We start from the raw sequence: 21009 nt of genomic DNA, 5'->3' as shown, positions 1-21009 counted from the left end.
AAAACTTTAATAAAACACTATCCGAATTTGGGGACAAATCTGGTCATATCTCATAAGATATGATCATTCAATTACTAACCAATGTGTATTTATTACTATCTTTAGTTAAATTGACTAAAAGACTCTTGATAATAAAAAAATTCAAAAACTTGATTTGACATAACAGCTAGTTCCGTTTAAGTGCATACTACTACCAAATTCATTAAAAGTTTAAAAAACATGGATAGCGAACAGCATCGACGCTATCAAACCTCTATGATATCAACCTATTATCCTGAAACTAGTTTCCATGACTCTGTTGTTATGCCAGATGGAACTGAGCAATCGCAAGGCTCGGATATCCTTACACGTTTACACAGTGGAGAAGTTTTCGTCGTCAATAGTCGTAGACGAAATGGATTAATCCTCTTTAAACGCTATCATGCAGAGTTTGCTGGTCCTGGGGCTGCTGTGGGTGGGGATTATGATTGTGATTGCCAAAGGGTATTGCCCATAGGTAATCTGTCTTTATTAACTCCCGAATCTAATGAAGAACGCCAGAAGGCTTACTTGATTAGGCGACAGTGGATTCGATTGATCAAACAAATTACAGAAAACTCAGTGCCTGGGCAGCGAGTTCAGAAAATTCTCGATCAGTTTGAGCAATACTTTCCACCAGAAATAGTGGCTTTTTTGCCGGATGTTGCTTTTGCTCTTTTGGTAGGTGTGCTGCCACAAACAGTGGGAGTAGTCCGCCGTTTGGGCAGTGAGATGGACAGCCGATTTAATTATTGAGTAAATTACTAAAATTCCAAATTTGCTAAAACAGCTTGGACTCGATTAATCGTGCGGGCGTTTTCCTCAATTGTCCCGACAGTAATTCGCAATCCTCCGCTAATGTGTCGCACAAGAGTGCCGAGTGTTCTCAGTTTCTGGTGGAAAGTTTTTAGCGCAGCATCTTGTGAATTAAAAGCATTTGGTTTAAGGCGTAGATAGATAAAGTTAGCAGCGCTTGCAGTAATTTGTAATTCTGGTTGCTGAGATAAAATTTCGATGAGTTTAGCTCGTTCGCTCAAGGTTTGGGGAATCGAGTCCAGCAACAGTCTGCGGTTTTGTAAAGCAAATAATGCTGCCGCTATAGAAAAGCTGGGAAGATTGTAAGGTAAGCGAACTTTTTCTAAGATGGCGATCGCTTCAGGATGAGCGACGCAATAACCAACACGGAGAGCTGCCAATCGTAAAGCTTTAGAAAAAGTACGTAATATTACCCAGTTTGGGCGCTGTGTTAATTCACTTACTAAGGTAGTTTGACTGAATTCAAAGTAAGCTTCATCAATTACTACCAAAATATGCTCGCTTAGACTTCTTAACCATGCCAACTCCGCCGCCGTTAAGCTATTTGCAGTCGGCGAATTGGGATGCACTACGAAGACTACGCGAATAGGGGGATTTTGAGTTTGTTCGATCGCAAACTGTGCAGCGCTTATGTCAATTTCAAAATTTGTTTCATTTCTACCCACCGTGATTACAGGAATGCCCAAAGTTTTTGCCAAAATTCCGTACATGGAGAAAGTAGGATTGGCAACGAGAATTGAACCTTCTCCTCCAAGACAAGTGGCGATTAATAAAGAGCGGATTAGTTCATCTGAACCATTTCCCACAGAAATATTGGCAGCAGTATTAGATAGCGAGAGGCCGGCTGATTCATTGACATACTCTGCGATCGCATCCTTAAGTATTTCGTGTCCACCATCAGGATAACGATTTGTTTCAATTACTTGCTGATATGTCCAGGCTAGCTTCTCTTTTAACTCAGATGGTAAATCATAAGGGCTTTCATTTGTATCTAGGCGATCAAACTGTGTGGGGACAGAATTGGCTGTATCGCTGCTAGGATGGGGTTTATACGCGGTAAATTGAGCTAAATCTGACCTTATGAAGGGAAGCATAATTTTAGTAATTAGTAATTAGTTATTAGTCATTGGTCATTGGTTGTTAGTTATTCAAAAGACAAATGACAAAGGACATTAGTTATAAGAGTCTAATATTTTACAACTTCAAGGTAACTGGCAAAAGAGGCGAATTGCCTGCCAAATTTCTTCCATAACATTACTCAAGGCGTGGTCACTGTCGAGTTCGACTAACTCCACCCAAGGACGTGAACGCGCAAAGTCATGGCTAGCTTCGATGGGAATAACTTCATCCTTTTTTCCATGCAAAATTAGGGTGGGGATAGGACGTTGCAAAAAGTTTTCTTGATATTGGGTAGCATCTTTAACGAAATCGTAACTTAAAGGAATCGATCGCTCCTCCCCATAGTGGTAGACCATGATATATTTTTCTTGCTGCCAACGCTGTACTTCTTCATCGCCTAACTTAGGCAACCAATGGGATAAAAAACCAAAGGCTGGTGCTAGCAGCACAAGGCGTTCTACTTGTAAATATTCCTGTCCCAAGTGGGCTGCGGTCAAACCACCTAAACTTGAGCCAATTAGGGTTACTGGCGTAGAATTATGACTGAATTTTGCGGCAACTTGAGCGATCTGACGAGTAATTGTCAACTGCGAAAAATCACCAGCATTCAAATCGGGAATTTTAAATTTCGTTTGAATTTTGGCAAAGCGATCGCCTATATCGCGCGCTTTGGTAGAATTAGGACTGGAAGCAAAACCGTGAAGATATATATATTGCAAAGCTGTAGATGGTTAGAAGTTAGGGCTAATAAGAATTTTAAGTTTTAAGTTATGAGTTTATTTCTTCAACTCATAACTCATAACTTTTAACTCCTAACTTTTTATTCTTACCGCATTGTGACAAATTCTTCGGCTGCGGAGGGATGGATACCAACGGTGGTATCAAAGTCTTTTTTAGTTGCGCCCATCTTCACCGCGATCGCTATACCTTGAATTATCTCAGCTGAACTATCACCCACCATGTGAGCGCCTAGCACTTTGTCAGTGTTGCTATCAACTACTAACTTCATCATTGTCTTCTCTTGTTTACCAGTCAAACTATGGTACATGGCACGGAAGCGAGTATGAAAAATTTTGACGGCATCACCGAGTTTTTCCCGTGCTTCGGCTTCTGTCAAACCTACTGTTGCGGCTTCTGGGGAAGAAAATATGGCTGTGGGAACAGTTTGGTGACTGAATTCGCGGCGGTTATTTCCAAATTCACTATCAGCAAAGGCGCGACCCTCACCAATGGCGACGGGAGTTAAATTGATTCGGTCTGTGACATCGCCCACAGCAAAGATATTCGGTTGACTCGTTTGACTATATTCATTGACTGCGATCGCATTTGTGCTAAGGTATCCAGGCCCTTCGATAGAACTAGCCACAACATCAACCCCAGCCTTTTCTAAACCTAGTCCATCTACATTGGGAGTTCGACCAGTCGCCACTAAAAACACGTCAGCAATTACTGGTTCTTGGTCTTCCCCTGATAAAGTTAGTTTAAAACCTTCTGGCACAGGTTCAATTGTTTTTAACACATTATTTTTGATCAGTCGAATTCCGTGGTTTGTCATCCCCTCTTCAATTTCTGTACGAATGTCTTCATCAAACCCCTTCAAAATCTTTTCACCTCTGGTAATTTGTGTCACCTCTGAACCCAAGCCACGCATGATACAGGCAAATTCTGTGCCAATATAACCAGCGCCAAGAATGACGATGTGTTTTGGTTTTTCTTTTAGATGAAAGATTTCGTCAGAGGTAATGCCATATTCCATCCCTGGTAAATCTGGTTTGATAGGACGACCGCCAACAGCAATTAAAATTTTGTCTGCTGTCACTTTGCGTCCATCAACTTCTACAGTGTGGGAATCTAGCAATGTGGCGCGGCCAGAAATTAGTTCTACTCCGGCTTTTTCTAAGAAGTTTATATGTAGTTGCGACAGTCGCCGAACTTCCTTATCTATAGATGTAATGAAATATTCCCAGTCCAACTCAGCATTACCAACTTTCCAGCCATAACCTGAAGCTTCACTGAATAGGGCGGGAAAATGAGAGCCATAGACCATGAGTTTTTTGGGAATGCAACCGCGAATTACACAAGTACCGCCAACTAAATCATTTTCAGCGATCGCCACTTTTGCCCCATAGCTAGCCGCCCGTTTAGAAGCCGCCAAACCTCCAGAACCCGCACCAATTACAAACAGGTCGTAATCAAAAGCCATAAATTTCTGTTCTCTCTAGCAAAAAGTTAGTTCCTGGGAACTTACACATAAAATGTGATTGAACTATATCAAGGATATCTGGTGAATCCTGTTTAAGTCCTGTCCTTGATTTAATCTAGCGTTAGCAGATGTTCTCTGGTCGTAGGGAATATCACTTTTTGCTTTGGTGGGTGTTTCAGGTGGTTTCTGGAGGTTTTTCTGGAGGTTTGACTGGAGGAATGACTGGAGGCTCGACTGGAGGAATGACTGGAGGATTAACAGGAGGAGTGACTGGAGGATTAACAGGAGGAGTGACTGGAGGATTAACAGGAGGAGTGACTGGAGGATTAACAGGAGGAGTGACTGGAGGATTAACAGGAGGCTCGACTGGAGGCTCGACTGGAGGAGTGACTGGAGGATTAACTGGAGGAGTGACTGGAGGAGTGACTGGAGGAGTGACTGGAAGATTGACTGGTTGCGTTATAGTTCTAGTAGTATTATTTCTCCCAGAGCGTTGCTGAGTATTTGATAGGATTTGTCCTATATCCTCAAAGGAATTTAATGGGGAATCATCCCTAATGGAGTCTACTGGGAAATTGTCTGTAATAATGTCGTTGGTGGAAGAAGTTGAAGGATTAGTAGTTAGCTCTGTAAAAGATGGGTTTTCAACTACTCCTTCACCTCTGATAGGCGACTGTGCGTTCAGAGCCGCAGCAGTTTCAGCTTGAACGCTAGCGATCGCTGGGTCGGCTGTAGGTGTAAGATTTTGCCTAGTTAAATCAAGCCCCCGAACCATATCGCTCGTTTCATAAAAATTTCTGAGATCAAAATCGTATAAGCCCTGAAATTTGCCTTTAACTATAACCATCATCTGTCCTGCTTGCAGCACCTGACTTTGAGAAGATTCCTTATTTGAAACTTCAATACCACTATTTGTCAGCGCACCTACAATCGTGGTATCTGTTTGTTTGTTATAGCGGACAAATAATGCTGAACCACGAATTGCTGCTGCTGCACTTGGTGTTTGTATAAGTGTTTGCCCCCTTCCAGGTGGGATAAGTAGCAATGCTGTTCCATTTGAGAGTCTAAAGCTACGAGTGTTTGGTAAAAATTGAAATATAGCCTGTTCCCCAACCCGTGCCAAAGAGCCGTCGTTAAAGCGTAACTCTGCTAGGGAAGCTCGACCAGTTGACAACCCATCCCCAGGATTTATTGCATCTAATTTGCGTGCAGGACGCTTCTTCTGTCTGTCTCTGGGTATCAGTTGTACCAAGTTGCGGAGGTTTTGAATCTCTGCTCGCGTCAGAGGAGTTATAGCACTTACCCTATTTGGCAAAGGTAGTACTGTAATTCCCCATAAACTAATCACTAATAATGGAAACGATTTATGAAACATAATTTGATAATTTCTGAACTTCAACTAATATCAAAAAAGTTAAAGGTTTAAGCTAGTGCTAAACTATTATAGGAAGTTTCTTTAAGTAAATTTATCCGAATTTTAATCTAGATTAAATACATAAAATAGCTAATATGTAAGCTAAATATTTAGTTTGTTTAAGTTGATATTCTAAAATTGACATTGTGTGCAATCAAGTCTGTGGTAGTTTTAAAAGTTACTACTTGAAATCAATAATTCACAAGGTCATTAGCTATGCAAGATAAGAACTTGCTAGGGATCTGTTGTGAAATTACTCACTGGCTGTATTTCACTAAAGCTCATCAAAAGCCCGATCGGAGAATCTCAGTGTCAAGTAAAGAAATTTGGTAACAATCCGAAGATTATAAATTTTAACTTGTAGTTTCAGTATATACCTACAAAGCTAAAATAGATGCACTCCATTGTATATTCTGAGTCGGAAGTTCCGATACAGCTTGTAGGTCTACATTCGCCAAACGCGATTAACGCGATCTAACTAGATGCGACTCAAGAACTGGAAAAATTTGTTTTTTTGTATTTTCTTAGCGTCCAGTAGTGGAAGCTGGTGTTGCATTAAAGTAAATGCAACAGAATTTACAATTACAGATGCTTGGCATTCTAAGAATTTAGCAAATACACAAGTAAATTATCAGCAATTATGTCAGAAGTTGGAGCATGAGGCAATTAACTCTTTGTGCAAGCAGTTTAATAAGTCGTATCCTTTAGACTCTCAGATGCCGTTAAATCTGACACAGCAAACACCAGAAAAAGCTCAAGTCCCAGACAAAACCGGAGAACCTGGGGATAGTCAAAAGCAAAATGAAGCGCCACAACTAGAATCACAGCCAAGTGTTTTACCTCCATCTCCTTCAGACTCAAAAGAGCAATTGTTGAATCCACCTCAAATAAATCAGTCCCAAAGATTAGAGAGGCTTATGCAGCTATTGCGATCGCCAAAACAGCCATCTCACCCTGATGGCGATCGCGAATTAGGTTTGCGGGTGCGGTTACTACCCCTAGAACAACAGCCACCACCACTTCAAGAAAAACCCGTAGTTAAGTTGAAACCCATAGGCTATCTACAGGCTCATGTCGGCTACTTCCAAACGAGTAATATTTTTTCGTCAAATGATAATCCAATAGAAGATGGTTTAATTTTTTCTGGACTGACACTAGCCTCTGCATATTTCCCTTTAGGATCTAAGACTTATTTAAACGGCTCAATTGATGGCAATCTGATTCATTATATAAATGAGTCACAATATAATTACAACCAGGTGAGATTTAATCTCAGTCTTTACCAGCAGCTATCGCGGCGAATGTACGGAGAAATCAATTTCAGCAATCAACAGTTATTTTATGCTAATAACAGCGATCGCCTGGATAGCTTTAAAGCAGGCGATCGCTTTTTAAATGAAAATTCTCTGCAATTATCTTTGGGACGGCGAGATATCTTAACTCCAAAATTAACGCTAGAGAGCTTCTACGAATTGAGTGTAAATTTTGCCGACCCCCAAAGTCGCGATCGGATAATCAATTTCTTTTGGCTGTCTCTAAATTACTACTTGCAAACGCCTCTCCAGGTTGGTATTGACTACCAGGTGAGCTTATCCGACTTTACACAGCGCGATCGAGAAGACCAATTTCATCGGTTATTCGGGCACTTAAATTACCGAATATCCGATACCACTGATATGAATATTCAAGCTGGAGTAAGTTTAGGTAGTTCAACCGCCGAAAACATTGATTTTGATGGCTGGTTCTTCAGTATTAATTATAATTTGCAATTAGGTCAGTTTTGAAATTAGTCCTTTGTCCTTGCTCAAAAAACAATGACCAATGACCAATAACTATAAATAAGAAATCCAATCGCTCCAGCTACCAGCATAAAGTTTACCTTTGTTAATGCCAGCTAATTCTAAAGAAAGCAAATTTACGCAAGCAGTAACGCCAGAACCGCAATAAACCAAGATTTCTTCGGCTGTTTCTAGCTGTTCCCACCGACGGCGTTGTTCCTCTTCAGGAAGTAAGTAGCCGGAAGAGTCTGTAACTTCTTGCCAGGGATAGTTGACTGCACCAGGAATATGTCCAGCAATTTTATCAATTGGCTCTCGTTCACCTCGATAGCGATCGCTTTCTCTCGAATCCACCAATACTACCTCGTCGCTATCTTTCCGGCTTTTCACCACAGTAATATCTACTACCTTTTCTGTTTGGACTTCAGCTACAAAAGTACCGATCCGGGGTTGAGGAACTACATCCGTAATCGGATAACCAGCTTTTTGCCATCCAGCAAAGCCTCCATCCAATACCGCAACTTGCTCATGTCCGAGATAGCGCAACAGCCACCATAAACGAGATGCAAAAGCAAAGCGCGAATCATCATAGGCTACAACTAGAGTTTTTTGGTAATTTACCCCAATCGCCGCAAATTTTTTAGCGAGATCGTTAGCGTTAGGTAAAGGATGTCTCCCGCCATGTTGACCCACTGGACTGGAAAGATCCTGATTTAAATCTAGGTAATACGATCCTTTAATATGGCTTGTTTGGTATTGTTGTTGTCCTAGTTGTGGATCGGCTAAAGAAAAGCGACAATCCACAATCACAACTTGCGGATCTTCTAGATGTTCAGATAACCAAGCTGGCGAAACAACAAATTGTGAATTGAGCATTGGGGATTATTTTAGAGGATTTACGCAACTGATAACCCAGTTGCGATCGCGCTAATCAGGTCTTTGTCGTGTAGGATGACGTTACCAATGATGACTTTATCATCTTTTGTACCGATGCCTAGCGATCGCTCATAGGTTGGATTAAGGAACGAATACCAAGTAACTATAGCAACCTTTAATATACGTGATTCAGAAATGCGATCGCGTATATTATGTTGTTAAGTGTGAGAAGTGAATTTGATTTTAGTCCAGTGCGATCGCTCATCATGAACTAAACCCAATACCGATCAGAATATCTCACAATAAAGCTCTCAAAGAATTCACATTTTTTATAAAATGTCAGACTTAGAAAATTTTACACCTAAGCTCACAGCAGATGGTTCCTTCACCTTTGTCTCTCAAAAGTTTGGTGAATCCTTTCACAGTCATTATGGAGCGAAGCAGGAGAGTTTTTTCAAGTTTGTAGAACCAACTCAACTAGCTACAGCCGCCCAAAAACCAGTTTTGCGACTGTTGGATATTTGTTATGGTCTAGGATATAACACGGCTGCTGCTTTGCAGACAATTTGGGCAGTGAATCCTAACTGTTTTGTTGAAGTAATTGGTTTAGAAGTGAATCCAGCAGTACCACAAGCTGCGATCGCTTATCACTTGTTCGACAATTGGAATTGTAACTATATTGAAATATTGTCCCAGCTAGCTTTTGAGCATCAAGTCCAAACACCTCAGCTGAAAGCGAAGCTACTAATTGGCGATGCTAGAACTACTATCGCGCTAGTACATCAGTCGGGTTTCTTAGGAGACGCAATTTTCCTTGATGCGTTTTCACCACCGCAGTGTCCTCAATTATGGACTGTTGAATTTATTAAACAACTGTCATTGTGTTTACATCAAGATGGTTTATTATCCACCTATTCATGTGCTGCTGCTGTCCGCACAGCATTTTTGTCTGCTGGTTTGGTGCTAGGTTCTACCCCACCCGTAGGGAGGCGATCGCCTGGTACTGTGGCAGCCTATTCTATCAGCACTGACCATAATAAATACTCTATACCTAATTCCCTCTCACAAGTTGAAAAAGAACACTTACTAACCCGTGCTGCTATCCCCTACCGCGATCCCAAATTAAGCGATTCAGCTGAAGTCATAGTGATGCGGCGACAACAAGAACAACAAATCTCTTCACTCGAACCTACCTCCCGTTGGCGAAAAAGGTGGTTATTGGGAACACAAGGCAGGGATTTTATGGGAAGTAGCTTTTAATTATATCGATTACCTGTGAGGTTTTTCCTGAACAAATTGCTCAAGCCCCAAGTGCGATCGAGCGTGATTTTGAACAATTTAACAAAAAATTAATATTAGACAGCGATCGCAACCTCAAGTATTTCCTCAATCCTTAATTCTAAATAAACTATCTATATTGTCCAAAAATTCTGATTTCTTTTCTAGATCCTCAGGTAATAAGTTTTTCCAATGCAAATAAATAAGATCTATGATAGTATCTAATTTTACATTTCATGTAGCAGTGTTTTTAGATTACGATAACTAAGTAAGTAAAAATATGTATATCTAATGATTACCATAAGGACTTCTAACTAAAAATCCTATATTTTAATACAAAACGAGCAACCACAGTGCTTTCTAGCATTTTTGTGTTAAAAAACCTCCGTAAAAAACCCGATTTAATATTTGTGCAAATTTATCATACTGTAATTAGAAGCAAAAAATGTGACAACAAGACATCCCTTATTCGTAAAATAAAAGATACAAGCTGCAAAAAACTTAGAGAGGCAGCTTTACATACTGCATAATTCCTATGAAAACTCTGATTTAGATACAGTCAAATATTAAATTTCTTTTTGAAATCTAACACTGTTAACTTGTGCAAAAACTTGGAGTGCCTTTGTGATTCAATGGAAATCCAACCATACAGACTTTACAGAACAAATTGTTAGTGGGTCAAAGCCCAGTAGCACAGAAAAGAGTATTGGTTCAAATCATGCTGTAGGCTCGCAAAATGATGTGGAGGCTTATTCTTTAGGCTTATCTCAACAAGACTTGATGCTTGAAGATAGGCAAGCAATGTCTTCTTGGATAAAATCTGATATTAATTATGGTGATGATTCATTGGTCTCTAGAACACTACAAGCCAAAGGTTCTAAAGTGAATGGGTTTGATTTAGATCCGCCGAAGGTTTTAATAGTTGACGATCATGCCGCTAGCCGTATGACTGCTGTTGCCCTCTTGGGGATGGAAGGATACGAAGTGATTGAAGCGGACAGTGGTTCTATTGTTATGGGATTGGTAACTCAAAAACAGCCAGATTTGATTTTGCTGGACGTGATGATGCCAGGAATGGATGGATTTGAAGTGTGTCAATTGCTCAAACAGGATGAGCAGACTAGACTGATTCCAGTGATTTTCATTACAGCATTAAATGACAGGCGATCGCGCATTCAGGGAATTGAAGTTGGGGGAGATGATTTTCTCACCAAACCCTTCGATCGGGTGGAACTGGCGGCGCGGGTGAAGTCTTTGGTACGGCAAAAGCGTCTAAACGAAGATTTAGACCATGCCGAACAAGTACTATTTTCCATTGCCATGTCTATTGAAAGTCGCGATCCCAACACCGGCGACCATTGCGAACGCCTATTAAAACTGGGACAACTTTTTGGTGAATACCTCAACCTCTCACGCTACCAAATTCGAGATTTGAGATGGGGTGGTTATCTCCACGATATCGGCAAGGTGGGTATTCCCGATGCAGTGCTGCTAAAAAAAGGTGAACTCACCTCCGAAGATTGGCAGATCATGAAGCAGCACGTTTTAATTGGAGAAAGAATCTGCCAGCCACTACGCAGTATGCAGGGTGTAATTCCCATAATTCGCCATCACCACGAACGCTGGGATGGCTCAGGCTACCCTGATGGACTTAAAGGCAATGATATTCCTTTTCTGGCGCAAGTATTTCAGTTAATTGATATTTACGATGCCCTAACTAGCGAACGACCTTACAAAAGAGCTTTTACTTTTGCAGAAGCACTTTTAGTGATGCAAAAAGAAGCTGATTCTGGTTGGCGCAATCCTGAGCTAATGCAGGAATTTGTAGAGTTTATTCAATTTTATCAAGAGAAAGAGTCGGGAGGATAATGATTTATCGCTGCTGTCATCATCGGTAATTGGTACTATAATCTTCGCTTTTGAGGAAAGTAGTTATCCTGACTCATTGTATATTTCAGTCTTCTATGATTAGCTGGTATGATTTGAGCCTAAATCTTAAAGTACCAACAGCATTAATCAAAACTTTCACTGATAGCTGATAGCTAATTATGGTAGTTGTAGCAATTCTAGCGGCAGGACGCGGCACACGGATGAAATCAAGCTTACCCAAAGTTTTACATTCTTTGGGTGGGCGATCGCTAGTCGAGAGAGTTCTTGAAAGTGTAGAACCACTTTCCCCCTCACGGCGAATCGTAATTGTGGGATATCAATCCGAGGAAGTGCAAGCCGCCATGCATTCAATTCCCGATTTGGAGTTTGTCGAACAGACTGTGCAATTGGGAACAGGTCATGCCATCCAGCAATTACTTCCACACTTGGAAGACTATACTGGGGATTTGCTAATACTTAACGGCGATTTGCCGTTGATCCGCAGCGAAACCCTTAAGCAGATGTTGCAAACTCATGCCCGAAATCAAAACGCCGCCACTATTCTCACCTCACACCTATCCGATGCCACAGGCTACGGACGAGTTTTTTGTAACGATGAAAATATTGTGCAGCTTATGGTCGAACATAAGGATTGTAATGCTGCCCAAAGACAAAATCACCGGATTAATGCTGGAGTTTACTGCTTCCGTTGGCCAGATTTGGCAAAGGTGTTGCCCCACCTCCAGGCAAACAATGCCCAAAAAGAATACTATCTCACTGATGCCGTGACTCAAGTGGGAAAAGTTATGGCCGTGGATGTAGAAGATTATCAAGAAATTCTCGGCATCAACGATCGCCTGCAACTAGCAACAGCATCTGAAATTTTGCAAAAACGAGTCAAGGAAAAATGGATGTTAGCAGGTGTCACCCTTATCGACCCTACAAGCATCACCATTGATGAAACAGTACAATTGCAGCCGGATGTAATTATTGAACCCCAAACTCACCTCCGAGGAAATACAGTTATTCAAACAGGAAGTCACATTGGGCCAGGAAGTTTTATTGAAAATAGTCACTTAGCTGAAAATGTCACAGTCCAGTATTCAGTAATAACAGATAGCACTGTGCAGACAGGAAGCCAAATTGGCCCTTATGCTCATTTGCGCGGTCAGGTAAAAGTGGGTACTGGCTGCTGTGTAGGTAATTTTGTGGAATTGAAAAATACGCAGTTAGGCGATCGCACTAATGCAAAACATTTGTCGTATATAGGTGATGCCGTTGTCGGCAATCAGGTGAATATTGGTGCTGGGACAATTACTGCTAATTATGACGGCGTAAAGAAACATCGTACCAAAATAGGCGATCGGACTAAAACTGGTTCCAATAGCGTTTTAGTGGCTCCAATCACCTTGGGCGATGATGTTTACATCGCAGCTGGTTCTACAGTCACAGAAGATGTGCCTGATAATTCTCTGGTGATTGCCCGTAGTCGTCAGGTGGTAAAATTAGGTTGGCGTAGGAAGGATGAAGCTAGAGGCTAAAAGAAAAGATCAAAGGTGAAGCATGAAGATATTTCACGCTTCATCCCTATTGCTCCTAGCATTATGTTTAGAGCCGTTGAAGTTGCAAGGTGCGGTATGCTTCTTTGCTAAATATTAAAATTTATTATGGAAGAACTGCTAGAACTTAGGCAATTTCTAGAACAAGGCAAAATCCATGAGGCGTTGCTGTTGGTGGATGAGTTAGAAGAAATGAGCCTCAGTGACAAAATCAATAAAATTGATAGTTATGGTGTGATTCTGCTCATCCATTTAATTAAACAAAAGGCCGAAAAACGTTCTACTCGCTCTTGGAATGTTTCAATAGAAAATACAGTGCGGGAAATCAACAAAATAAACAAGCGCCGCAAATCCGGTGGTTTTTACTTGAATCAAGCAGAATTAATGGATATTCTGCAACAAGGATATCAAGTGGCACTGAAAAGAGCGGCGCTAGAAGCTTTTGAGGGACGTTATGAAGCCGAAGAATTAGCTACAATGGTTGACCGACAAGAAACTTTAGCCGAAGCCCTGAAACTGATTCAACAATAGCCGATCAGTTCGTCGCCAGTCCATTCCAAAGTGTCACCAATTTTTTCGCCGTTGTGGTAAGCGGCGAGTAAGATTTCGCTAGTTTTGCCCCAAGCGATCGCTCCACTCACATCTAAGGCGATCGCTCCTAAATCCCGTTTGTTCTGGTGCGCTTCCCCAAAGGAACGCTCCATAGCCTCTTTCAGGGACATTCCATCAGTGACACGCACTACAATCCGTGGGGCTAAACACTCATCGATGATATCTTCTCCAATTCCAGTACAGCTAACACCAGCATTACTCGTAGCATAATTACCTGCTGGCATCGCAGAATCACTTACCCTGCCAATCCGCTCAAATCCCTTACCACCAGTGGAAGTGCCAGCAGCTAGGCTACCAGATGCATCTAAAGCTACTACACCGATAGTGCCACGTCCAGCATTACTGGTTTCTATCAGTTCGGGTTCTGCTACCACGCCAGCCATCGCACTTTTAAAATTATCCTGGCGTTCTTGTATCCACTCTTGCAACCGCAAATCAGTTAAAGCGTTATAGCTAGGAAGTTGCATTTCCCGCGCCAACTCAGCCGAGCCGAAATCTGATAGGACTCGATCTGGCGAATTTTGTAAAAATTGTGCCAACTCAATTGGATTTTTTACCCGCGAAATATTAATCACGCCACTAAACCGCCCTAATGCGCCATCCATCAGGGAAGCACTCATGCGGATTTGCCCATCAGATTGCAGTACTGAACCAGTACCAGCATTAAAGCGGGGGTTATCTTCGAGCATTTGGCAACCATGCACCACCGCCTCAGAAGCAGTTGCTCCTGACGATAGCAGAGAATAGACTTCTTCTATTACCGTATGGAGCGATCGGCGCACCGACTCTAATCCTCCTTTACCGTGGAGAGAGCTACCAGCCCCTCCATGAATAATTAATTTAGGTTGCACCTGTGACTCCATTAATCCCCTGCGCTATTTGCGTCTGTGTTGCGGTTAGTTTCATTTTGAGCTTCAGAACGGCGACGACGACAACGTTCTGAGCAGTATTTCACATCGTCCCAGCAATCTTGCCACTTTTTACGCCATGTGAAAGGACGTTGACATACCGGACAGATTTTTGTAGGTAGGTCAGATTTAGAACGAACACGTCCCATATAAATACTGTGTGTGTATACGAGAATTTGATTTCTAAGAGAGATGGAAAATAATTATAACCAGTTTCCTACAAAGGAAGTAAACTTTCACAGAAAAAATGTAATGTCAATCTCTCCTAAGATTTATTTTTTAGCTATGTGTCTGGGAACACAAAATTATCGGCAGATAACTCAACCTCAAGTAAATCTATACATCTGTTTAGAGAGAGTTTTACACAGCATAGTCAAGCTTGGGTTAAGTATTTATAGAACTAGCTTTTTCAATGTGACTTCTAAAATCTCTTTTTTCTCTTTGCGCCCATTGCGGATCTGCGGTTAAAAAATCTTTTATTAAATCACAGTCAAATCGCATTAGATTAGAATTAAACTTGCTCATGAAGTGTTAATCAACTTCTCAAATTCAGGACTTACGCAAAACTTTAGCCGAAAAGAAAGATTTTCTTCTTAGAGCAATTCATAAATTGCCCCTACAGCATCTCGTTTTGCGTAAGTCCTAAAATTAACTGCGGTTAAAACCGTTCGTGTCGCTTCCCTCTCAGGTTTAAAGACGCTGAGTTTCTTGCATACTGCGTATTCTTATGACTGATCTACCACCCAACGCTCAGAATCCCGAAGAAAATGCTACCAACGATGTAGCACAAGAATTACTACGAAGGCTGAGGCAAAAACAAGGCAACTGGGTGGAATGGGGAACAGCGATCGCCTCGTTGCTAAAAACCGGTTACAACCCCCAAGACATTTTTGAGGCGACTGGATTTGAGCCAATTCAACAAAATCAGGTGGTTGTCGGTTCCCAAGTTTACAATTCTTTGGAAAACTCTGGAGTATCGGCAGAAACACGATCGCACTACGCCATCCGCGGCAGTGATGTTTTATACGAACTGCGTTTGCTCACTCATGAAGAACGCGCCGCCGCCGCCGAACTGATCTTCCTCCACAAAATCGATGCTGATGAAGTCAAGGAAGTGGCAAAAGCAATTAAAGAGTTCTCTTATTACCGGACTTTGCCAGAAGGGTTTTCTGCCCATCCTGGAGATGCCGTTGCTCACCAAGCTTGGAAACTAGCACGCCAAAATACAGATTTACAACAGCGATCGCGCCTGATAGCTAAAGGTTTGCGTTTTGCTCACACGCCAGCAGCCAGGAAACAAATCGAACAGCTTCTGACTGATTTTACTAGCGTTCCCCAGCGTCCAGCGCCAATTTTACCCTTTTACCGCCTGGAATTTGAAGAACAATTACCCCGAATTTTGCCCGTGGTAGGCGAGTTGCCATTGTCACGAAAAGACTTGCAAGCTGTGCCGATTTTGACCGAAATTGAACCATTTCGCCTGGTTAAGTTTTCTGGAGAGCAAGCTTGGGTACCATTACCAGGTTGGCAAGTGCTATTAGCAGCAGAAGATCCAGTAGTGATTTTAGCGAATAGCGATCGCTTCCCCGTCCAAACTCAAAGCCAAATCGGGCCTGTTGTAGTTGTGGTAGATCGTGCCAAACGAGAATGGGATGCCTCTAGCTATTTTGTCATTGAAAATGGTGGTGAATTAGAGTTTCAGTGGTTTGAAACTGAGCCAGAAATTCCTCTACTAGGACAAATTATTATCATTGTGCGTCCTAAGAAAATTTTGGATGAAGAATTAACTAAGGATTCTTGGCAGATTGATGAATAATTGAAGAAGAATTCAGGAGTCAGAATTCAGGAGTTAGAATTCTGAATTCTGTTCCGATCGACTTCCATTTTAATTTTCTAAATTTTTGCTGCTAACAGTTGCGCTGCTCATTTGTTCTCGCAAAATCGCAACTTGAGAAATCATGATTTTCTCTAGCGCCCCAGTTTCCATCGCTCCCATCCAACGAATCATTGATGAGAGAAATAATTCTTTGAGGTAGGCAAAAGAAAAGCCTTCTGTTAATTCAACTATCTGACTCACAGCATGTTCAGACAAGCCCATCGCACTTTTTAATTTTTCATTCCACAATGTGATGTAGGCTTCTCGTTCGGGGATAGCTGGCAGGTCAAAATGATATTTGCGGTCAAAGCGACTGGGGCGATTGCTAATTGCTGAATCTAAACGTTCTGGATGATTAGTGGTTGCAATGGTAACAATTCCTTGATTAGAGGCAAAACCATCAAGCTCATTTAAAAAGAAAGAGCGGTTTTCATCATTCAATAGAGAATCAATATCTTCTAATACCAAAACACACGGAGCCGACTGTCGTGCTTTGTTAAATATTTTACGGATATTATCGCTATCAGTAGTATGCTCTGATCTAAAGCTTTTAACGTATAAGCAAGGCTGCTGCATTTGGTTAATCAATGCTTTAACTGTATGAGTCTTCCCATTTCCTGGTGAGCCAATAAACAAAATACCACGTTTCCAAGGAACGCTGTAATTTGCGTAAGTTTCGCTGGAAGCAAAGAAGTTTATTAAGTCATCTTGAATATCTTGCTTCAGATTTTTATGCAAAATGAGATTCTCAAAAGTTGCGCTTTGAATGGATTGAAACAGGTCTGGGTTTTTATCCCAATAACCATCTTCAAAAACTAAAAGTTCATCACGAATTTCTGAGTTCCAATCACAAACTGCGGCAAAAAATTTTTCAGCGACTTCTATGCTATCTGCCAAAATCCAAGAATAGCGAGTTTTACAATAACCTTCATTCCAACTCATTAAGAGGATATCAAGTTTATTTCCTTGCCATGAAACTTGAAACCTGGCATTTTCAGTATATTTGTAAATATCGTTTTCCATACCATTCCAGCCAGTCAACATCTGGTTATGGATCCGATCGTCATATTTAATTTTGCAGAAATTTGCTTCAGCGTATTTTTCTAAATTGAAGGAATCATCATTACTTTCCAGTAAGGCTTTTTTAGGATAAATAGCTGCTAGCTCCTGACTAACATGATAAGAGATAGCATTATTAGATAAACTCAGGGCTTGTGTAATTAGTTTTTGGATTTTCATGTTTATTTATTTTTCTGGTTAGTTAAAGCTTAGAAAGATATCAAATTAAGCTAATCTAACATTAAGAAGCCTAAATTGTGAATTCTTACTTAAAGAATTCTTCTTCCAAATATAAAATTTGATATGTCAGACTCTAAATTTACTACTCCTGTGGCTCAAGAATCCCTGCACTCAGAATTGTCTGAGCGATCGCCTGTTTCTTCTCTGCGAGATAAAATTCTCGCAATTCGCAACAGTCTACGCCCCGGACAACAACAAATGGCTGACTGGGGATCTGGCCCTTTGGCTATTTCCGCCGTTCCTGGCGCAGGTAAATCTACGGGGATGGCGGCGGCGGCGGCGATCGCAATCGCCCGTCAATATGAACGTTATGCCCAGTCGCGCCCATCCTCGCGTCGTCATTTGGTGGTTGTCACCTTTACTCGTTCTGCTGCTGCCAACATTAAAGCAAAGATCCGCAAATTCTTACGAGATGATTTATCCCTACCTCAGACGGGCTTTTTTGTCTATACCTTACATGGTTTAGCATTGAACATTGCTAGCCGCCATTCTGATTTATCGGGTTTGCAGTTAGAAAATGTCACATTAATTACACCAACCCAAAGTCATCGCTTTATCCGAACAGCCGTAGAACAATGGATTGTAAATAATCCCGGAATATATTTGCGGTTATTAGAAGGTCATCAATTTGACGGAGAAGAGACAGAAAGGTTGCGTCGCCAATCGGTGCTGCGAACAGAAGTATTGCCAGAATTAGCGAATACAGTAATTCATGAAGCAAAAAGTTCGGGGATATCGCAAGAATTATTGCGGGAGTGGAGTAGACAAACCACAGACGAATATACAATTTTGAGCGTAGCGGCGGGATTATATGAGCAATATCAAAACTTAATGCGATCGCGTGATTTCATCGATTACGACGATATGATTTTAGCCGCACTGCGCGTTTTAGAAAACGACAGCGCCCGTCGCATCGAGCAAAACCAAGTTTTCGCCGTCTTTGAAGACGAAGCCCAAGATTCTAGCCCCCTTCAGACGCAGTTGTTAGAAATTTTGGCGAGTGATGGGGGAGCAGGGGGAGCAGGGGGAGCAGGGGGAGTAGGGGGAGTAGGGGGAGTAGGGGGAGTAGGGGGAGTAGGGGGAGTAGGGGGAGCAGGGGGAGCAGGGGGAGCAGGGGGAGCAGGGGGAGATAATTTTTCACTTTTAACTCTTAACTCAGCACTCAACTTGGTACGAGTTGGCGATCCAAATCAGGCGATTAACTCTACTTTTACTCCAGCCGATCCGATTTATTTCCGGCAATTTTGCGAAGAGTGCGATCGCATCGAACGATTGGCAACGATGAATCAAGCTGGTCGCAGTAGTAGAATTATCATTGAAGCGGCGAACTTTGCCCTCAAATGGATCAATAATCAGTCTTTAGCAAAAACGAATAACGGACAACAGACTCCTGACAACCGACAAGTACCGTTTCGCTTGCAGACAATTCGCCCTGTTGAAACTGGAGATCCGCAAAAGAACGCCAACCCAGCACCAATAGGACAAGGATTAGAACTTTATACCCCGCGTGACATTCATCACACCGTTGAATTGTTATCTAAAAGAGTAGTCGAGTTATTTGGTGAAGATCCTACACAAAATAGTGCAGCGATTTTAGTGCGAGAAAATCGCCAAGGAAGATGGTTAGGAGAGGCTTTAGCACCTGTGTGCAAAGAGCATAACATTACACTTTACGATGTGGGAGAACGCGATCGCCGTTCTCATGTTCCCCAAGAAATTTTAGCATTGCTGCAATTTTGCGATCGCCCCCACTCCCCCGATTACCTCAAAGCCGCATTAGAAGCATTAGTACAGCGCCAGCTAATTCCTACCCAAGACCTCAACACCCTTGCTAGTTTACCAGAAGAATTTTTGTATCCTGGCCCCCTAGCAGCACCCCAGCCAGAAACAGTCCAAAAAGCCGCACGCTTGTGTCGCAATTTACTTCGCGCCCGCTTGGAATTGCCTCTTTACCAGCTAATTTCCTTTCTCGCCTTAACCTTAAATTACGACCAGGCAGAATTAGCAACTGCTGACAAACTTGCAGAACGGGTAAACCAGCAGATAGCTGGCAATAGTTCAATGGGGGGAATGCTGTCAGCTTTAAGTGAAATCGTCAGTTCCGAACGGTTTGAACCAGTGGAAACTGAAGATTCGGAAGAACGTTATACTCGTCGCGGTCAACTGACCATTATTACCATGCACAAAGCCAAAGGGCTGGATTGGGACTATGTATTTCTTCCCTTTCTCCACGAAAACTTAATTCCTGGTAGATTTTGGGTTCCTCCTCAAAGCCAGTTTTTAGGGGATTTTACCTTATCAGAAGTAGCCCGCGCCCAAATTCGTGCTATTCTCCACGGAGAATCTACTATCCCAGATGTCACACAAGCATGGGAACAAGCAAAGCAGTTGAAAATATCTGAGGAGTACCGTTTACTCTACGTTGCGATGACACGAGCAAAGCGTTTGGTGTGGATGTCAGCAGCGCAGAAAGCCCCCTTTACTTGGAGTAAACCAGAGAATTTGCAAGAGCAAGCACCTTGTCCAGTTTTTCCAGCGTTAAAGCGCCAATTTCCTGAATGTGTGGTGAATTTAGCGGTGATGGCTAAATAAACTTTTAAGGTATCCGCTCAGAGGTTGTTTGAAAAGTATTTCGCAGTAATTTTAGGCATTTGTTCATCTTCCTTTAAAAGCGATGGACACGCCGAAATAACAAATGAGTTCGCTGAATCAACAAATGAGTTCGCCAAATCAACAAATGAGTTCGTTGAATCAACAAATGGGTTCGCCAAATCAACAAATGGGTTCGCCAAATCAACAAATGAGTTCGCCGAATCAACAAATGGGTTCGCCGAATCAACAAATGGGTTCGCCGAATCAACAAATGGGTTCGCTGAATCAACAAATGAGTTCGCTGAATCAACAAATGGGTTCGCTGAATCAACAAATGGGTTCGCCAAATCAACAAATGGGTTCGCCAAATCAACAAATGAGTTCGCCGAAATAACAAATGGGTTGGTATAACCTCACTCAATACGGTTCGGTTAAGGCAAGAGACGCGATAAATAGCCGTCTCTACAATCATCAGTCCTTGGTAGAAACGGCGATTTATCGCGTCTTTGTGATCAGGGAATTTTCATCAAAAAACCTTAACCGAACAGTATTGCGCCTTCATTAGGTTTAGCAGCCCGTCCCAAACCAGGCTACCATGTACACACAAGTCTGAAATAGCTGATTAATCAAGGTTTTACCCCACCCTAACCCTCCCCTTATAAAGGGGAGGGAACCGGATTTCCTGTTTCTCCCCTTTCTATCCATTATAAACATCTTTCTTAACAAAAGCTTTGACAAAAACCAGAAATTGTGTATGTTGTAAACGAAAATCCTAAAGCATAGCCAAAGTCA

The 21009-nt window shown here is 41.9% G+C and carries 18 protein-coding genes; 10 read left to right on the top strand and 8 right to left on the bottom strand.

Going from position 1 to position 21009, the window contains the following annotated elements; all coding sequences use genetic code 11:
* The first annotated feature begins 219 nt into the window (after positions 1-219).
* The gene (locus tag V7K42_RS22115) at positions 220-774 is read left to right on the top strand and encodes a hypothetical protein (RefSeq protein ID WP_334919453.1); all 555 of its coding nucleotides are present in this window, start codon (positions 220-222) and stop codon (positions 772-774) included.
* An 8-nt stretch (positions 775-782) separates the two neighbouring features.
* Here V7K42_RS22115 and V7K42_RS22110 read toward each other — a convergent pair whose 3' ends face one another.
* The 4 genes from V7K42_RS22110 to V7K42_RS22095 form a co-directional block, all read right to left on the bottom strand.
* Entirely contained in the window at positions 783-1928 is a 1146-nt protein-coding gene (locus V7K42_RS22110) for a histidinol-phosphate transaminase (protein ID WP_334919452.1), read from the bottom strand.
* A 108-nt stretch (positions 1929-2036) separates the two neighbouring features.
* On the bottom strand, positions 2037-2672 hold the full coding sequence (locus tag V7K42_RS22105; protein WP_334919451.1) for a YqiA/YcfP family alpha/beta fold hydrolase: 636 nt from the start codon (positions 2670-2672) through the stop codon (positions 2037-2039).
* Between the two features lie 107 nt (positions 2673-2779).
* Positions 2780-4156, bottom strand: coding sequence for a glutathione-disulfide reductase (gene gor, locus V7K42_RS22100; RefSeq protein WP_334919450.1), 1377 nt, complete (start codon positions 4154-4156; stop codon positions 2780-2782).
* A gap of 175 nt (positions 4157-4331) precedes the next feature.
* Positions 4332-5531: a FecR family protein gene (locus V7K42_RS22095; protein WP_334919449.1), complete on the bottom strand. Its 1200-nt coding sequence runs from the start codon at positions 5529-5531 to the stop codon at positions 4332-4334.
* Between the two features lie 521 nt (positions 5532-6052).
* Here V7K42_RS22095 and V7K42_RS22090 point away from each other — a divergent pair.
* The gene (locus V7K42_RS22090; protein ID WP_334919448.1) at positions 6053-7354 is read left to right on the top strand and encodes a hypothetical protein; all 1302 of its coding nucleotides are present in this window, start codon (positions 6053-6055) and stop codon (positions 7352-7354) included.
* A gap of 48 nt (positions 7355-7402) precedes the next feature.
* On the opposite strand, the gene V7K42_RS22085 is transcribed toward V7K42_RS22090, so the two are convergent.
* On the bottom strand, positions 7403-8224 hold the full coding sequence (locus V7K42_RS22085) for a sulfurtransferase (RefSeq protein WP_334919447.1): 822 nt from the start codon (positions 8222-8224) through the stop codon (positions 7403-7405).
* A gap of 336 nt (positions 8225-8560) precedes the next feature.
* Between V7K42_RS22085 and V7K42_RS22080 the strand changes: the two genes are divergently transcribed.
* The 4 genes from V7K42_RS22080 (at position 8561) to V7K42_RS22065 (ending at position 13461) form a co-directional block, all read left to right on the top strand.
* Complete coding sequence (locus V7K42_RS22080) at positions 8561-9484, top strand: tRNA (5-methylaminomethyl-2-thiouridine)(34)-methyltransferase MnmD (RefSeq protein WP_334919446.1); 924 nt, start codon at positions 8561-8563, stop codon at positions 9482-9484.
* A 642-nt stretch (positions 9485-10126) separates the two neighbouring features.
* Positions 10127-11371 carry a two-component system response regulator gene (locus V7K42_RS22075; RefSeq protein ID WP_334919445.1) on the top strand — a complete coding sequence of 415 codons (1245 nt, stop codon included), beginning with the start codon at positions 10127-10129 and terminating at the stop codon, positions 11369-11371.
* A gap of 179 nt (positions 11372-11550) precedes the next feature.
* Entirely contained in the window at positions 11551-12912 is a 1362-nt protein-coding gene (gene glmU / locus V7K42_RS22070; RefSeq protein ID WP_334919444.1) for a bifunctional UDP-N-acetylglucosamine diphosphorylase/glucosamine-1-phosphate N-acetyltransferase GlmU, read from the top strand.
* Between the two features lie 126 nt (positions 12913-13038).
* Positions 13039-13461 (top strand): DUF29 family protein, encoded by a 423-nt coding sequence (locus tag V7K42_RS22065; protein WP_334919443.1) that lies wholly within the window; start codon positions 13039-13041, stop codon positions 13459-13461.
* On the opposite strand, the gene V7K42_RS22060 is transcribed toward V7K42_RS22065, so the two are convergent.
* Complete coding sequence (locus tag V7K42_RS22060; RefSeq protein WP_334919442.1) at positions 13452-14405, bottom strand: isoaspartyl peptidase/L-asparaginase; 954 nt, start codon at positions 14403-14405, stop codon at positions 13452-13454. The two genes, V7K42_RS22065 and V7K42_RS22060, sit on opposite strands and share 10 nt — an antisense overlap.
* Entirely contained in the window at positions 14405-14599 is a 195-nt protein-coding gene (locus V7K42_RS22055; RefSeq protein WP_012407669.1) for a DUF2256 domain-containing protein, read from the bottom strand. Before V7K42_RS22055 ends, V7K42_RS22060 begins: the two co-directional genes overlap by 1 nt.
* A 578-nt stretch (positions 14600-15177) precedes the next feature.
* On the opposite strand from V7K42_RS22055, the gene V7K42_RS22050 reads away from it, so the two are divergent.
* Positions 15178-16266 carry a RuBisCO accumulation factor 1 gene (locus V7K42_RS22050; RefSeq protein ID WP_334919441.1) on the top strand — a complete coding sequence of 363 codons (1089 nt, stop codon included), beginning with the start codon at positions 15178-15180 and terminating at the stop codon, positions 16264-16266.
* A gap of 69 nt (positions 16267-16335) precedes the next feature.
* Here the strand turns inward: V7K42_RS22050 and V7K42_RS22045 are convergent, their stop codons facing one another.
* Positions 16336-17565, bottom strand: a complete 1230-nt coding sequence (locus tag V7K42_RS22045; RefSeq protein ID WP_334919440.1) for an ATP-binding protein — start codon at positions 17563-17565, stop codon at positions 16336-16338.
* A 123-nt stretch (positions 17566-17688) separates the two neighbouring features.
* Here V7K42_RS22045 and V7K42_RS22040 point away from each other — a divergent pair, with 123 nt between their 5' ends.
* The 3 genes from V7K42_RS22040 (at position 17689) to V7K42_RS22030 (ending at position 20782) form a co-directional block, all read left to right on the top strand.
* On the top strand, positions 17689-20217 hold the full coding sequence (locus V7K42_RS22040) for an ATP-dependent helicase (RefSeq protein ID WP_334919439.1): 2529 nt from the start codon (positions 17689-17691) through the stop codon (positions 20215-20217).
* 103 nt (positions 20218-20320) lie between these two features.
* A complete protein-coding gene (locus V7K42_RS22035) occupies positions 20321-20611 on the top strand; it encodes a hypothetical protein (RefSeq protein ID WP_334919438.1) in 291 nt (96 codons plus the stop codon).
* A gap of 3 nt (positions 20612-20614) precedes the next feature.
* Positions 20615-20782, top strand: coding sequence for a hypothetical protein (locus tag V7K42_RS22030; RefSeq protein WP_334919437.1), 168 nt, complete (start codon positions 20615-20617; stop codon positions 20780-20782).
* Positions 20783-21009 lie beyond the last annotated feature (227 nt).

Origin of the sequence: Nostoc sp. (assembly GCF_036917455.1) — a bacterium.
Lineage (GTDB): Bacteria > Cyanobacteriota > Cyanobacteriia > Cyanobacteriales > Nostocaceae > Nostoc.
The sequence above is the reverse complement of the archived record's forward strand: the minus strand, read 5'-3'. Positions and strand labels throughout refer to the sequence as shown.

Excerpts from the sequence above, each read along its gene's own strand:
- V7K42_RS22110 (WP_334919452.1), bottom strand. The coding sequence starts at position 1,928 with ATGCTTCCCTTCATAAGGTCAGATTTAGCTCAATTTACCGCGTATAAA.
- V7K42_RS22040 (WP_334919439.1), top strand. The coding sequence starts at position 17,689 with ATGTCAGACTCTAAATTTACTACTCCTGTGGCTCAAGAATCCCTGCAC.
- V7K42_RS22050 (WP_334919441.1), top strand. The coding sequence starts at position 15,178 with ATGACTGATCTACCACCCAACGCTCAGAATCCCGAAGAAAATGCTACC.
- gor (WP_334919450.1), bottom strand. The coding sequence starts at position 4,156 with ATGGCTTTTGATTACGACCTGTTTGTAATTGGTGCGGGTTCTGGAGGT.
- V7K42_RS22055 (WP_012407669.1), bottom strand. The coding sequence starts at position 14,599 with ATGGGACGTGTTCGTTCTAAATCTGACCTACCTACAAAAATCTGTCCG.
- V7K42_RS22115 (WP_334919453.1), top strand. The coding sequence starts at position 220 with ATGGATAGCGAACAGCATCGACGCTATCAAACCTCTATGATATCAACC.
- V7K42_RS22030 (WP_334919437.1), top strand. The coding sequence starts at position 20,615 with ATGGGTTGGTATAACCTCACTCAATACGGTTCGGTTAAGGCAAGAGAC.
- glmU (WP_334919444.1), top strand. The coding sequence starts at position 11,551 with ATGGTAGTTGTAGCAATTCTAGCGGCAGGACGCGGCACACGGATGAAA.
- V7K42_RS22080 (WP_334919446.1), top strand. The coding sequence starts at position 8,561 with ATGTCAGACTTAGAAAATTTTACACCTAAGCTCACAGCAGATGGTTCC.
- V7K42_RS22090 (WP_334919448.1), top strand. The coding sequence starts at position 6,053 with ATGCGACTCAAGAACTGGAAAAATTTGTTTTTTTGTATTTTCTTAGCG.
- V7K42_RS22045 (WP_334919440.1), bottom strand. The coding sequence starts at position 17,565 with ATGAAAATCCAAAAACTAATTACACAAGCCCTGAGTTTATCTAATAAT.
- V7K42_RS22060 (WP_334919442.1), bottom strand. The coding sequence starts at position 14,405 with ATGGAGTCACAGGTGCAACCTAAATTAATTATTCATGGAGGGGCTGGT.
- V7K42_RS22035 (WP_334919438.1), top strand. The coding sequence starts at position 20,321 with ATGAGTTCGCTGAATCAACAAATGAGTTCGCCAAATCAACAAATGAGT.
- V7K42_RS22085 (WP_334919447.1), bottom strand. The coding sequence starts at position 8,224 with ATGCTCAATTCACAATTTGTTGTTTCGCCAGCTTGGTTATCTGAACAT.
- V7K42_RS22065 (WP_334919443.1), top strand. The coding sequence starts at position 13,039 with ATGGAAGAACTGCTAGAACTTAGGCAATTTCTAGAACAAGGCAAAATC.
- V7K42_RS22095 (WP_334919449.1), bottom strand. The coding sequence starts at position 5,531 with ATGTTTCATAAATCGTTTCCATTATTAGTGATTAGTTTATGGGGAATT.